We start from the raw sequence: 12887 nt of genomic DNA, 5'->3' as shown, positions 1-12887 counted from the left end.
GCTGCCTCCTGCGGTGTTGGTGACGTTGATCGTCGCGGCCGGGGCGGGCTGCACGACCTACGACGCCGGGCACTCGGGGGCGAAGGCGGCGTGGCACACCCCTGAGCAGCGCCGCCTGGGGCAGCAGGGCTGACCGACGGCCGGGGTGCGTCCTGTTCGCAGGGAACCGCCCCGGCCGTCGCGCCGTCGTGCGGGTCAGTGGAGTTGGTTGCGGGCGTTCTGGAAGGCGCGGGCGTGGCCGGCCTCGTCGGTGGCGTTGTGGGTGAACAGTTCCGCGGCCTTGATGTCGCCGGCTGTCCTGGCCTGGCGGGCGTAGGTCGGGTACATGATGCGGGACTCGTAGCGTTCGCCGTTGATGGCGGTGGTGAGGTTCTGGCGGGTGCGTGCGACGATGCCGGCCAGTCGTGCCTCACCGGCGAAGTGCTCGCGTAGTTCGACGGCGGCGGAGCCGGTGAACAGGCGGGCCAGCGCCGGGTTGCCGTGCGCGGTGGCGGCCTTGGCGAACTGGGTGTATTTCGCCGACGCCAGCGCCTCGCCATGCATCGCGGTGTCGAGGTTCTGCCTGGTCCGTGCCGCGCGGACCCTGGGCGCGCCCGCCTGGACGGTCACGGGTTTGACGGTGGGAGGTGCCGGAACGGTGCCCTTGCCGGTGCGGACGACGTCCAGCGCCTTGGCGAACGCGTCGTGGTGGGCCTTCTCGTCCTTGGCGATCTCCGAGAAGAGGTCGGCGGCGGCGGTGTCGCCGTCCTGCCGGGCCTGCCGGGCGAAGGTGGGGTACATCGTGCGCGACTCGTACGCCTCGCCCGCCATGGCGGCCTGAAGGTTGGCCGCGTCGCTGCCGGCCAGTCCGCTGAGCCTGGCCTCCTCGGCGAAGTGCTCACCCAGTTCCACCCCGGCGGTGCGCTGGAAGAGCCGCTGGACGGAGGGCAGGCCCTGGGTTCGTGCCTGGTCTGCGAACAGGGAGTAGGTGGCGTAGGCGTACGCCTCACCGTGCATCGACGCATCGAGGTCGGTGCGGGTCTGCACGTGCAGAGCGGGGATCACGTGGGGTGCGGATGCTGCGGTGGCACCCGAGGGTGCGCCGACCGCGAGGGCCAGGGCACCCGTCGAGAGGACACGCTTCGGGAAACGGATCATGCGGACCTCCAGACTCGGACCAGACTCGGACCGGAGAAGCCCCCGGAACATCACACCAGCGAGTGAGGTCTCCGGCCATCACGGTGTGGCGTTCGGGTGAAGCGTTCTGTGACCCACGGTGACAGCGCGCAGGTGTGAGTGGTTCCGCTGCGCGCCAAAGCCCCCTCCAAGCGGATCCGTGAAGGCCGAGCCCGCGGTCGTTCTCGGCGACCTCGTCCGCCGCGTGCGGGAGGCCGCAGAGGGTGCGAAGGCGCCGGGAACATCCTCCTTGAGACCGAGCAGGCGGGCGCGCTCAAGGAATCGGCGGGCCAAGACCACGATGTCGACGTCGACGCCGCCAGCGGCAAGGTCGTGCGCCACAGCACCGATCACGACACCGGCGACTCCGACCACTGAGGGTTCCGCGCCGTCAGCGACGGCCGAAGAAGATCTCCTTGACCTCGCGCACCGCGTAGAACGCGAGGACGTACCCGGCCAGCGGGTCGGCCCACCAAAGGCCGGCAAGGGAGTTGAACACCAGACCGGCCAGCACGGCGGCGGCCAGCAGCCCGTCGATCAGGGTCACACGGCCCTCAGTCTTCAACACCGGATTGTCCAGCGCTGCGCCGGTACGGGCCTTGCCTGTGGCAAGGGCGAACATCACCGCGGCAGTGACCGCGGTCCAGCCGATGCCCAACGGCGAGGGGTGCGGGCGGAAACCGACGGCCAGCACCCACGTGGACTGCGCCACCAGGTAGAAGGCCAGCAGTGCGAAGCCGACGCCGACCAGCCTCAAAGCGCGCTTTTGGCGCGCCTTCCCAGTGCCGGACAGCTCCCAGACGACCACAGCGGAAGCGCCGATCTCGATCAGGGAGTCCAGACAGAAGCCGGCCAGCGCTACCGACCTCGCCGAGGCCGCGGCCACGGCGAGCACCAGGATGCCGATCACATTCCAGCTGAGCGTGGCGTACTCCAGCGCGAACCCGCGCCGCAGAAGGGTCCGGCGGGCGGTGTCATGAAGGCTGGCCACCGGGCGATTCTCCCAGACCCGCCCGCCAGGCCCGCCGTCGCGGGTGCCTCGACCCTGGGCGGAGGCGTGCGGGTCTACGGCCGGTCCGGCTCGGTGGTTGCGCCGGTTCTGTCGGCGGCCCGGTGGAGCCCGGTCAGGCGGGCGAGGGCGGTGAAGCCGTCGTCGGTGCCGGACCAGTGCCCGCGGACCGCCTCGATCCGGCCCGTCGTACGACGCTGCGCAGGACGAAGGCGACGATGATGGCGTCGTCGGCGTAGCCGATGACGGGCAGAAAGTCGGGGACGGGACGTGGGTCGCCCACCCCGGGCTCGTCCCCTTCTGCCGCAACATCTTCGACGGTGTGCTGGGCAGACGGCCGCACCAGATCGACCGCACCCGGGACGATGTCGAGGTGTCGGCCAACGAGCTGCTGGCCGTCCGGCGCACCGCGGGGCCGGGCCGCCCACCGAGGAATGCCTGCGCGCCAACATCGCCGTGGCGTTGCGGTACTTCGACGCGTGGCTGCGCGGCACCGGCGCCGTGGCACTGGACGGGCTGATGGAGGACGCGGCGGCCGCCGAGATCTCCCGGGCGCAGATCTGGCAGTGGCTGCGGCACCGCGCAGTCGACCGGGATGCGGTGCTCGGCCTCCACGCCGTCGCCCACCTGCCTGCGGGCGCCGACGAACGCCACATCGTCACCGCCGGCCGCGAACGGTTCGTCGGCCTCTACGGCATCAGCGCCTGCCGGGCCTCGCACGCCACCGGGCCGGCGCAACTCTTCCTCGACTTCGGCGACGTGGGCGAACGAGCCATCGCCGAGGGCATCGCGACCATCGGCCCGCTGACCGGCCGGTCGTAACGTACTGGCCCATGACCACCAGTACGGACCTCGATCCGGCCGACATCGCCGCTCTCCTCCACGACGTCCGCAGTTCGGCCGCCCGCCTGGCTGCCGGCCTCGACGCCCTTACGGACGTGACTACCCGCGAGCCATCCGTGCTTCCCGGATGGAGCCGTGGGCACGTCATCACGCACCTGGCGCGTAGCGCCGACGTCTACCGATGGCTGCTTGCCCTGGCTCGCACCGGCATCGAACCCGGAACACGGGCCGACGCCGCCGCCCTGGACCACGCGCTGCGTGACGGCGCCGGTCGCTGCGCCGCCGAGCTCATCGCCGACCTGCGCGGCAGCCTGGACCGACTGCTCGACGAGGCTGCAGCGATGCCCGCCGACCGCTGGCCCACCCTGGTCACCGCCCTCGCGGGATGGCGACACCCCGCCTGGTACACCCTCCACCGTGCCCGACGCGAACTCGAAACCCACCACATCGACCTGAAGCTCGGCTACACCACAGTCGACTGGCCTACCGGCTACGTCACCTGGGCGCTCGGCGAGACCATCGCCGCTTTGGCCGCACACAACTTCCCAGTGGTCCGCTTCGAAGCCACCGACCTCGACCGTTCCTGGACCCTCGCACCCACCGGCCCCACCGCGACCGGCCCGGGCCATGCGCTCCTCGCCTGGCTCGCCGGCCGCGGCCCGGACGAAGTCCTCGAATTGGAACCGAACCTGCCGACGCCACCGCCGTGGCCGCTCCCGCCGACACCAGGCTGGGGTCGCGCGCAGCCCTGACGAACGGTGCTGACGGCGCGTCGGGCACGCGGCTATTCCCGGACGGTCTGCTTGCCGCAATGGTGCGCGACGGTCTCGGCGAAGGCACGGGCCAGCGGGGAGAGGGCGTCCCAGCGGCGTACCGCCCAGCCCGCGGTGAGGGCGGGCAGTGCGGGGACGGGAATCAGTCGCAGGTCCGGGTGTCCGGGGCCGCTCCAGGCGGGCAGGGTCGGGACGACGGCGAGGCCCAGTCCCAGTTCGGCCAGCAGGATCGCGGTGTCCCAGTCGGTGACGCTGGTGTCGAAGACCGGCCGGATCCCGGCTTCGGCGAGCCAGGCGCCGAGTTGCAGGCGGGAGGTGGAGTTCTGCGGGAGCCCGATGAGCCGGGCGTCCTGCAGGTCGGCCGGTTCAACGTAGGCCTTGGCCGCCAGCGGATCGGACGCCGAGACGGCGAGCGCCCAGGGGATTTCGACGACGGGACGTTGCTCGATGGCGCGGACCGGGAGCCCCAGGGTGATCCAGGCGAGGTCGACGCGGCCGGCTGCGAGCGCGTCGAAGCAGCCGCGGCTGGAGGTCTCGGTCTGGAACTCCAGGCTCGCCCGGGGAAAGCGCCGCCGGAAGTCGACGACGGCCGCGGCCATGAAGTGCCGGACAGTCGTGGCCCCCGTCGTGACCCGCACCGATCCGCCTTCCGCGCGCGCGGCTTCTTCGAGTCGGCGCAGTGCGTGGTCGATGCTGCCCAGGCCCTCGGTGACCGCCGCGCTCAGCGTGTGCCCGGCCGGCGTGGGCACCACGCCTCGTGTGTGCCGTTCCAGCAGGCTCAGGCCCAATTCCCGCTCCAGCCGCTTCACGTGCTGGCTGACCGCCGACTGCGTGCAGGAAAAGTCGCGGGCCACCGCGCTCAGTGAGCCGGCTCGACAGACCGCGGCGAAGACACGGAGATCGTCAAGAGTCACGACGACCCAAGGTATCCCTTGGGGGGATGCCAGTAAATCCGTTGATTGACTTGGGTCTCGGGGCGCTTGATCATTGCTGCAGCAACCAGGGCGGCAACCCGCCCGTCGCTCACCCGTTCCGGACGCGGTGCGCTGAGCGGCCGGCGGGTGTCGACCCGCTTCCCGCCGAGGGGAGATGCCGTGGTCCACGCGCCACTCCTCCTGTCGGCTCCCGTCGGCCCTCCGCTCGGCTGAACGGGTCTCCCAAGGACGACAGGAGCTCAGATGAACACAACCCCGCTGACGGTGGCCGTCCTCGGACCGGGTGGTGTCGGAGGCCTGATCGGTGCGCTCCTCGCCCGTGACGGGCACCGCGTCATCTGCCTGGCCGGCGAGGCGACTGCCGCCGCACTGAGCCAGGGCGGCCTGCGCGTCGAGAGCGCCCAGTACGGGGACTTCACCGCAGCGGTCGAGGCGGACACACGGTTGCGAGAGGCGGTGGACGCCGTCTTCGTGACGGTCAAGCAGACCTCCCTGGACGAGGCACTCGACCGCGTCCCGGCCCCCGCCCTCGGCAACGCGGTTGTGATCCCGTTGCTCAACGGCCTCGACCACCTCCGCCTGCTGCGCGAGCGCTACCCCGCGGCCGAGGTCGCCGCCGGCACGATCAGGGTCGAAGCCACGCGCACCGCACCAGGACGCATCAACCACACCAGCCCCTTTGCCAACCTCGAACTGGCCGCACCGCTCGGCGAGTTCGCGGAGCAACTGCGGCACGCCGGTCTCGGCGTGACCCTGCGAAGCGACGAGACGACGATGCTCTGGGACAAGCTCGCCTTCCTCGCCCCACTCGCCCTGCTGACCACCCGACACCGCGCGGACGTCGGAACCATCCGCAGCGACCGGCGACCGGAACTGCTCACCGTGCTCGACGAGATCACCGCCGTGGCCCAGGCCGCCGGCGCACCGGTGACGACCGAGACCGTGCTCTCCTTCTTCGACCGCGTCCCGGACACCATGAAGTCCTCCATGCAGCGTGACGCCGAGGCCGGACGCCCCCTCGAAGTCGATGCCATCGGCGGAGCGGTCCTCCGTGCCGGCGTCGCCCACCACGTCGAGACCCCGGTCACGGCCCGACTGGTGGCAGAAGTGGCACGCCTGACGACCCCGGGGGTCTGAACCCGATGCGGCGATCCATCCCATCCGACGGCGGCTCACCAGGAAGCGACCGTGACCCTGCGGCGGTCTGGCCCGCTGTACAGGCCCTCCTGCGCGCCCGAGGCGCCGGCGAGACAAAGCATCCCGGCGGTACGCTCCTGGACCACCTGAACCGCGTCGCACGCCTGCTGGCGGAGTGGGGCGCCGGTCCGGACCTGCAGGCTGCCGGACTGTGTCACGCGATGTACGGAACCGACGGGTACGACCACGCCCTGATGGGCACCGACGAGCGCGCGCTTCTCGCCGGGCTGATCGGCGAACAGGCCGAGGCGCTGGTCCACCTCTACGCCAGCTGTGACCGCGTAGTCGTGTATCCCCGGTTGGCGAGCGGGCGACCGGCGGTCTTCCGCGACCGCTTCACCGGCCGTGAGCACACCCCATCGCCGCCGGACGTGCGCGCCTTCGTCGAGATCACCGCGGCCAACGAACTCGACGTGCTCGCGCACAATCCCGACCTCGCCGAGCGCCACGGCCCCACCCTGCACGGGCTGTTCACCCGCTCACGGGACCTGCTCTCCGCCCCGGCATGGGACGCCTGCGAACGGCAGTTGGGCCGGTATTCCCTCGAACCGGGGCCGAGGATCCGGATCACCGGCCTGGACCACCTGGTGCTGACCGTCGCCGACATCGAACGGACCGTCGACTTCTACGAACGCGTCCTGGGCATACCGCCGGTCACCTTCGGGGAGGGACGCCGCGCACTGACCTTCGGCACCAGCAAGATCAACCTCCATCAGGCAGGCAGCGAACTCCTCCCGCACGCCACGCACCCCACCCCTGGCAGCGCAGACCTGTGCCTGGTCGCCGACATCCCGCAGGAACAGATCCTGGCCCATCTGACCGCCTGCGGAGTGCCCGTGCTGGAAGGCCCCGTGCCGCGAACCGGCGCCCAAGGACCCATCACCAGTACCTACCTGCGCGACCCGGACGGCAACCTCATCGAGATCAGCACCTACAACCCTCGTCCGGCGGTCGAATCGAACTCGTGAGCCTCCTGGGGGCGTCGACGCTGAGCCCGACGACCACAGCCTCGGACGCTCGCGCGGCGGACTGGCCACCAAGCTGCACCTCACGGTCGAGCAGGGCCAGAAGCCTCTGTCCCTGCTCGTCACCGCCGGCCAGAGGCACGACAGCCCGAAGTTCCAGCCTGTATTGAAGGGCACCGGGTGCCCCGCATCGGCCCGGGCCGGCCCCGCACCGAGCCCGACCGGGTCCGTGCCGATAAGACGCCCCATGCAGTTATCGGGTCAAGAAGCTGCGGCGAGTGGTGCCGGTTTCGGCGGGGCGAACGCGATCGCCTCATCGAACTTCTGGCGACTGGCCAGGCAGTGGTGAAGTTGGCCGAGCATGCGATGGAACAGGTTGCGGAGGGCCGCGTAGTCACCGGGCAGAAGATCACCTGGGGCCAGGATTTCCAGGATGCAGCCGTGGCCGGGTTCGTGGGCGCGGGAATCGCGGAAAGCGCGGGCCGGCTCGGGGAGAAAGTAGGCAGTTGGTTGACGAATACGTGAGCCCATGCCGCCGAGGAAGCCTGGGCTCCCGGCAAGGCCATAGCGGCGGGACTGGAGGGCAAGAACCTGCTCGGCAGGATGGCCACGGAGGGCGTGGGCAGCGCGGGTGGCCAGACCGCGGCGGACGGGGCCGAGATCAGCAGCGCGGTGCCAAGGCAAATGTCGCATGGACCTACTGCGTGGCCGTACTCCAAATTCCCCGCACGCTCCCGGCCACTGCCGTGACCAGCCGCCGACTGACCGCGTCCCATCGAGTGGAAAAACGTCCCCCGCTCAACCGCCTCACGGGACCCGCAAGCGACTTGCCCGACCTCGGCACCCACCTGGTCCATTACTGTGCCTCCGACCCCGACTTCGCCGCTCTCATCAGTACGTACGCCATGGAACGGCGCATGCACGATGCCCGACTGGGCTGGCGCCTCGAAGGAAACCGCATGATCGGCTGGACACATGGGCGCGAGACGTACGAGGCCCTGCTGTCCGTCGCTGAGACCCTCGCAGTCATCGTCAAGGGCTTCCCTGAAGACGCACGGTGCTGGCGGGAGTGAGGGCCCCGGGGCCGCCGGGCGGAAAATAACGGCGGCGGCTTGGTCAGCGCCTGAAGTTGATGTCGGCTGGGCGGCGGAGAAGAGCGTGATGATGGAACAGCATCAGGGGGAACCGGCGGCCAACGGCCTGCGGCTGGTGCCGGCGGGGCGGCACCAGCGCGAGGGGCCGGTAGAGCGCCCGCCGCACACCGGCCGGACGCGTGGGCTCCGGCGCCCGGCAGGTCCACGACAGGTCGCGCTGCTGATTCCGGCCGCCGCGCTGCTCATCCTGGTCAGTGGGGCGGCGAGTTCGCTCCGCTGGATGTTCGTGCCCTCGCTTGCCCTGGGGCTGGCCGGCGGCATCTGGCTGATCGTGACGGTGCCCCCGCTGCTGCCCCACCCGGCGCTGAGCCGGCTGATGATGACGCTGCTGGCTGTCCCGGCGGTTGCCGCCGCGGTGCTGGCCTCGTTTGCCTCGCAGGGGTTCGTACTGGAGACACGGGGCGCGGTACGGTCAGGCGAGGTCACGCGGGTGATCGAGCACCAGGGGAAGACCACCTCGTACGAATGCGTCATCCGCTATCACTCTGTGACCGAGGCGCCCGGAACCCTTAACTGCGGCAAATCCGACCACGTCGGTGCCACGGTCCAGGTGGCCTGGGACCCTGGTGGTCTGGTCGAGCCCGACTTCGCAGAGGCCAAAGGGACGTACCGGTTCTTCGCGATTCTCGCCATGGTGAGCGAGATCGCGCTGGTGATTCTCGGCGAGCTCACGGTCGCCATGGGGGTTGTCCTGCGCGCCGCTCACAGAGTCTCGGCTGCCCGCGGTCCGGGTACGGCCGACGGCCCCGAAGCGGCAGTTGGCCGGTGAGCGCACCCGTCGTACGGTCTCTTGCGGCCCCGTCGGACAAGACGTGAACACGACGATTGCCGTGAGGTGCTGACCAGCGCTGACGTCCCAACTCCCGGTACCACTTTCCGCAGAACTTCGTAGTGGCGGGAGATGCCGAAGGAGTTCGGCGCCTGGTCCACTGTGCACAACCGCTTCCGGCAGTGGCGTGACGCTGGCGTCTTCGAGGCACCGCCGGCCGGCCCCGTCACCCGCACCGACTGCATCAAGGGCATCGACACCCAGCCCGCCTCCGTCCTCCCCTTCACCACCTTGCGCGCCGGCCGCAGCTTCTGCGTCCGCTACCCGGGCGGCCAGGACATCGCCATCATCCGCACCCTCACCAACGGTTCGAACGACGCCCCGGTCAAGGCTCCCTCACCTACTACCGCCGCTCCGCCTGAGCCCGACCACCCGCATGTGCACGCCACGCTCGAAGAGCGCCGGTCAGCCTCCCAGGAACCGCAGCACCGCCAGCACCCTGCGGTTAGTACTGTCGTCCCGCGGCAGCCGCAGTTTGTCGAACACCGCGTTGGTGTGTTTCTCCACCGCGCTCCTGGAGATGAACAGTTGCTGTGCGATGGCTGCGTTGGTGCAACCCTGGGCCATGAGTGTCAACACGATTCGCTCACGGTCTGTCAGCAGATCGAGATCGTCGGTGTGGCGTGTGCGCGCCAGAAGGCGGCGCACCACCTCCGGATCGAACACCGTGCCGCCGCCGTGTACCCGCTCCAGCGCGGACAGGAACTCCTCGACCCTTCCGACCCTGTCCTTCAGCAGATATCCCACGCCCCGGGTGTCGGCCGCCAGCAGTTCTGCGGCGTACCGCGGCTCGACATACTGCGACAGCACCAGCACTCCCACTTGCGGGTGCTCGGACCGAAGTCGCAGCGCGGCCCGCAGCCCCTCGTCGGTGTGGCTTGGCGGCATGCGTACGTCCACGACGATGACGTCCGGGGGCCCGGCGGCCACTGCGGCCAGCAGCGCGTCCGCGTCCCCCACCGCGGCAGTTACCTTGTGCCCTTCGTCGACCAGCAGGCGGACCAGGCCAGCGCGTAGCAGCGCGGAGTCTTCAGCGATCATCAACCGCATGGCAGCTCCGCAACCACCTGCGTGGGGCCGCCCAGCGGGCTGTCCACGGTCAGACGCCCGTCCAGCGCGGCGATGCGGCGTGCCAGGCCGGCCAGGCCCGGCCCGGCGGGATCGGCGCCGCCACGCCCGTCGTCGCGCACCGACACCCTCACCACGTCGGTGTCCTGGCTCATCGCCACCTCGATCCGGGTAGCCCCGGCGTGCTTGGCCGAATTGGTGAGGGCCTCGCGCACTGCGAAATAGGCGGCCGTTTCGATGGCAGGGGTCGGCCGTTGCGTCAGGTCGCCGCTGATGTGCACGGGGATGGGCGAGCGTTCGGCGTCCACGGCCAGCGCCTCGCGCAACCCCAGCTGGTCCAGCGATGCGGGATACACGCGCCACGCCACCTGCCGCAGCTCCTCCAACGCCTGCTCAGCCTCGGTCTGTGCCTGCCGGAACAGCTCCTCGGAGTTCTTGCGGCGTGCCCGTCCGAGCAGCATCGCCACCACGATCAGCCGCTGCTGCAGCCCGTCGTGCAGGTCGCGCTCGATGCGGCGCCGTTCGGCGTCCACGGCCTCGACGATCCCCGAGCGCGAGGCGGCGAGTTCGTCGATCCGGCGGCGCATCCGGGTCATCTCGTCGGGGCTGAGGAAACGGCAGATCAGCCACCGCTCCAGTTCGGCGACGGCGGCCAGGCCGGCCAAGTCGAGGAAGAGCAGCAGCAGACCGGCGGTGAGGAGATACCCGGCGACCGGCCAGGAGGGAGCCATGCCGTCGACATCGTGCCCGGCCAGCCAGTGCGACAGCCCGGAGGCGACCGTCCAGCCGCCCGCCGCCAGCAGGAACAGCGCCCCGCCGCCGAGCAGGCCCACAGGGATGCGGCACCAAAGGTAGGAAACGGCCCGGCGCGGTTCGATACCCTCCGGGGACGCCGCGCCCCCGCTGAGCAGGGCGGCCACGCGCCGCTGTTCCAGCTCGGCCAGGCGGACCGGCAATCCGGGGGAGCGTGCCAAGCCTGCCGCGGCGAGGACTGCGGGCGCGACGAGCGCTGAGACCGCGCCAAGGGCGATACCGGCCGCGGCGAGCGCGGGCCTCATACCCGGTGCCGAGCACCCGGGCGGCGACGCAGCCGCACCGCGAACCACCGGGCGACGGCCAGAACCGCCACCGCCATGACCGCCTTTGACACCCATCCCCCGTACTCCTCCACCAGCCGCCAGTTGTCGCCGAGCCAGTATCCCAACAGGACGAACGCGGTGTTCCAGATCAGGCTGCCGAGGGCGGTCAGGGCGGTGAAGGCAGTGATCGGCATGCGCTGGATCCCGGCCGGGAGGGAGATGAGACTGCGCACCACCGGCACCATGCGGGCGAGCAGCACGGCGGCGCGGCCGCGTCGGGCGAACCACGCCTCGGCACGATCGATCTCGTGCGGGCGGACGAAGGGGATGCGGGCGGCGAGCGCGCGGGTCCGTTCGCGACCCAGGAGAGCGCCCGTGGCATACACGATCCAGGATCCGACGACGGAACCGACTGTGGTCCAGACAATGACGGCCGCCAGGCTCAACCGCCCCTGTCCGGCGGCGAATCCGGCCACGGGGAGGACGATCTCACTGGGGATGAACGGCAGTACCGTGTCGACGAGGTTGGTCAGCCCGGTACCGGCGGCTCCGAGTGCGTCCATGACGTCGACGGCCCATCCGGCGATGCCGCCGGCGGGCTCGGCGGAGGCGGCGAGGAATGGCGCGAAGCTTGAGGTTGCGATCATGTGGTTCAGGCTAGGAAGCGGCCGCGAGGCGCACCATGCGGTCGACCGCCCGATCGTACTGTGGTTTTCCGCAGTCATCGGCGATGCCCTGCTGGCTCTACCCCACCACGTAGGTCGATGAAAGCTCCGCTGCAGGACGTGTTTCATAGGTGGTGTGGCGCCAGCAGCGGCTGCTCGGCCGCCGCCCTTTCCGCCAGCCCTCACGCGGCGCGTGGCCGTCTGTCTCGCACCTGCGGAAACAGCCCCGGTGGTCTTGGTCAGCTGCTTCTCGTCAGCAGCTTCGACCAGCTCGTTGACCAGCTTGGTCGCCAGGACGTAATTGACTCGGTAGCCGGCTTGCCCCCTACGACCAGCTCCTGCGGCTCCGCCGACCCGACCACCCCACCCCGTGAAAGAGGAGAACGCCGTGACCCTTCCCCGCCAGCGAGGACTCACCGAGCAGGCCGCCACCACCGCCGTCGACCGACCCCTACAAGCCGGTGATCGACGCCATCCTTAAGGCGGACCTGACCGCGCCACGGAGGCTGGACCGCCTTCCGCTCCCACTACGGCATCGAACCATCGTCGACCGCCTCACCTTCGGCGGCAACATCATCGAGACCGGCACCGACTCCTACCGTCTCGCCACCACCCGCGCCCGCGCTGAGCAGCAAGCCGTCGGCTGAACCGGACGCGGGAGTGGCTGCAGGGAGACGTGGGCGACCTACCCCTGGCGCAGAAATTCCCGCAGGTCCGCAGCTACAGCCGTCATCCCTTCACCGGCTTCGATCACGGTCGTCACCGTGCACTTCCAGTCACCGGGAAAGAAGCCGGACCGAAGTGTCCAGTCCAAATACACATGACCACCCGAGCCGAAGGTCGCCGTCACGACCAGGTGGTTGTTGATCCAGACCCGTTCCCCCTCCCAGCCACGGAAGTCTCGGGCGAGGCCGTCGAAGAACTCGCTCATGTCATCCCAGACGGTGATGGTCACGTTCTCCAGCCGTGCACGCACACCATCAGCAACGGCCTCCACCGCGAAGACGGTCTCGTACTCATCCGCACGCGACCAGTCGAACAACCGGACAGAGGTCGCCAGCGTCCCCGGCCCCCGCACGACGAGCTCGACCTGCCCGGGACCCACTTCGATCAGACTCACCCGCTGAAGGATACGGACGTCAACACGTTGACGACATCACGTTTCCGTGGCCTGGGACCGCTGCTAATTCTCATCAACATTCGGAGGCCCAGCAG

General features: G+C 70.1%; 14 protein-coding genes and 4 pseudogenes. 8 read left to right on the top strand and 10 right to left on the bottom strand.

Translation table 11 applies throughout. The features are described from left to right. Positions 1-195 precede the first annotated feature (195 nt). The 3 genes from SL103_RS17680 to SL103_RS36105 form a co-directional block, all read right to left on the bottom strand. On the bottom strand, positions 196-1137 hold the full coding sequence (locus tag SL103_RS17680) for a ferritin family protein (protein ID WP_208869892.1): 942 nt from the start codon (positions 1135-1137) through the stop codon (positions 196-198). A gap of 409 nt (positions 1138-1546) precedes the next feature. Further along, entirely contained in the window at positions 1547-2146 is a 600-nt protein-coding gene (locus tag SL103_RS17675; protein ID WP_069569977.1) for a cation transporter, read from the bottom strand. 133 nt (positions 2147-2279) lie between these two features. Further along, on the bottom strand, positions 2280-2447 hold the full coding sequence (locus SL103_RS36105) for a YkvA family protein (protein ID WP_208869891.1): 168 nt from the start codon (positions 2445-2447) through the stop codon (positions 2280-2282). Here SL103_RS36105 and SL103_RS38770 point away from each other — a divergent pair. Beyond that, positions 2403-2776, top strand: a pseudogene (locus SL103_RS38770) (malate synthase A); the annotation flags it as partial. The gene SL103_RS36105 and the pseudogene SL103_RS38770 overlap by 45 nt on opposite strands. Before the next feature lie 221 nt (positions 2777-2997). Next, complete coding sequence (locus SL103_RS17665) at positions 2998-3759, top strand: maleylpyruvate isomerase family mycothiol-dependent enzyme (protein WP_069569975.1); 762 nt, start codon at positions 2998-3000, stop codon at positions 3757-3759. A gap of 32 nt (positions 3760-3791) precedes the next feature. Here SL103_RS17665 and SL103_RS17660 read toward each other — a convergent pair whose 3' ends face one another. Then, positions 3792-4694, bottom strand: a complete 903-nt coding sequence (locus SL103_RS17660) for a LysR family transcriptional regulator (RefSeq protein ID WP_069569974.1) — start codon at positions 4692-4694, stop codon at positions 3792-3794. 264 nt (positions 4695-4958) lie between these two features. On the opposite strand from SL103_RS17660, the gene SL103_RS17655 reads away from it, so the two are divergent. Then, entirely contained in the window at positions 4959-5852 is an 894-nt protein-coding gene (locus SL103_RS17655; RefSeq protein ID WP_069569973.1) for a ketopantoate reductase family protein, read from the top strand. Between the two features lie 5 nt (positions 5853-5857). Next, positions 5858-6880 (top strand): VOC family protein, encoded by a 1023-nt coding sequence (locus SL103_RS38765; RefSeq protein WP_347877851.1) that lies wholly within the window; start codon positions 5858-5860, stop codon positions 6878-6880. Between the two features lie 258 nt (positions 6881-7138). Here SL103_RS38765 and SL103_RS39565 read toward each other — a convergent pair whose 3' ends face one another. Beyond that, positions 7139-7570: a hypothetical protein gene (locus SL103_RS39565; protein ID WP_164492728.1), complete on the bottom strand. Its 432-nt coding sequence runs from the start codon at positions 7568-7570 to the stop codon at positions 7139-7141. A gap of 224 nt (positions 7571-7794) precedes the next feature. Here SL103_RS39565 and SL103_RS38355 point away from each other — a divergent pair, with 224 nt between their 5' ends. The 3 genes and pseudogenes from SL103_RS38355 to SL103_RS39560 form a co-directional block, all read left to right on the top strand. Further along, positions 7795-7950 (top strand): hypothetical protein, encoded by a 156-nt coding sequence (locus SL103_RS38355; protein ID WP_208869890.1) that lies wholly within the window; start codon positions 7795-7797, stop codon positions 7948-7950. 85 nt (positions 7951-8035) lie between these two features. Next, the gene (locus SL103_RS17630; RefSeq protein ID WP_069569970.1) at positions 8036-8800 is read left to right on the top strand and encodes a hypothetical protein; all 765 of its coding nucleotides are present in this window, start codon (positions 8036-8038) and stop codon (positions 8798-8800) included. Between the two features lie 132 nt (positions 8801-8932). Continuing rightward, positions 8933-8995: pseudogene (locus tag SL103_RS39560) on the top strand (hypothetical protein); the annotation flags it as partial. A 270-nt stretch (positions 8996-9265) separates the two neighbouring features. On the opposite strand, the gene SL103_RS17625 reads toward SL103_RS39560, so the two are convergent. The 4 genes and pseudogenes from SL103_RS17625 to SL103_RS39555 all read right to left on the bottom strand — a co-directional run. Then, positions 9266-9910 carry a response regulator transcription factor gene (locus SL103_RS17625; RefSeq protein ID WP_069569969.1) on the bottom strand — a complete coding sequence of 215 codons (645 nt, stop codon included), beginning with the start codon at positions 9908-9910 and terminating at the stop codon, positions 9266-9268. Then, positions 9901-10884 carry a sensor histidine kinase gene (locus SL103_RS17620; protein ID WP_244303943.1) on the bottom strand — a complete coding sequence of 328 codons (984 nt, stop codon included), beginning with the start codon at positions 10882-10884 and terminating at the stop codon, positions 9901-9903. Before SL103_RS17620 ends, SL103_RS17625 begins: the two co-directional genes overlap by 10 nt. Positions 10885-10982: 98 nt before the next feature. Further along, entirely contained in the window at positions 10983-11654 is a 672-nt protein-coding gene (locus SL103_RS17615; RefSeq protein WP_069569967.1) for a DedA family protein, read from the bottom strand. 249 nt (positions 11655-11903) lie between these two features. After that, a pseudogene (locus SL103_RS39555) lies at positions 11904-11990 on the bottom strand (IS21-like element helper ATPase IstB); the annotation flags it as partial. A 224-nt stretch (positions 11991-12214) separates the two neighbouring features. On the opposite strand from SL103_RS39555, the pseudogene SL103_RS36085 reads away from it, so the two are divergent. Next, positions 12215-12319 (top strand): annotated as a pseudogene (locus tag SL103_RS36085) (IS21-like element helper ATPase IstB); the annotation flags it as partial. A gap of 38 nt (positions 12320-12357) precedes the next feature. Here SL103_RS36085 and SL103_RS17605 read toward each other — a convergent pair. Further along, positions 12358-12792: a DUF6228 family protein gene (locus SL103_RS17605; RefSeq protein ID WP_069569965.1), complete on the bottom strand. Its 435-nt coding sequence runs from the start codon at positions 12790-12792 to the stop codon at positions 12358-12360. Between the last annotated feature and the right edge of the window lie 95 nt (positions 12793-12887).

Source organism: Streptomyces lydicus (genome assembly GCF_001729485.1).
GTDB classification, from domain to species: Bacteria; Actinomycetota; Actinomycetes; order Streptomycetales; family Streptomycetaceae; genus Streptomyces; species Streptomyces lydicus_D.
Note: the sequence above shows the minus strand (reverse complement) of the source record. Positions and strands in the feature narration are given on the sequence as shown.

Coding starts and splice junctions, on each gene's coding strand:
- SL103_RS17665 (WP_069569975.1), top strand. CDS start 2,998: ATGACCACCAGTACGGACCTCGATCCGGCCGACATCGCCGCTCTCCTC.
- SL103_RS17625 (WP_069569969.1), bottom strand. CDS start 9,910: ATGCGGTTGATGATCGCTGAAGACTCCGCGCTGCTACGCGCTGGCCTG.
- SL103_RS39565 (WP_164492728.1), bottom strand. CDS start 7,570: ATGCGACATTTGCCTTGGCACCGCGCTGCTGATCTCGGCCCCGTCCGC.
- SL103_RS17655 (WP_069569973.1), top strand. CDS start 4,959: ATGAACACAACCCCGCTGACGGTGGCCGTCCTCGGACCGGGTGGTGTC.
- SL103_RS17615 (WP_069569967.1), bottom strand. CDS start 11,654: ATGATCGCAACCTCAAGCTTCGCGCCATTCCTCGCCGCCTCCGCCGAG.
- SL103_RS38355 (WP_208869890.1), top strand. CDS start 7,795: ATGCACGATGCCCGACTGGGCTGGCGCCTCGAAGGAAACCGCATGATC.
- SL103_RS17680 (WP_208869892.1), bottom strand. CDS start 1,137: ATGATCCGTTTCCCGAAGCGTGTCCTCTCGACGGGTGCCCTGGCCCTC.
- SL103_RS38765 (WP_347877851.1), top strand. CDS start 5,858: ATGCGGCGATCCATCCCATCCGACGGCGGCTCACCAGGAAGCGACCGT.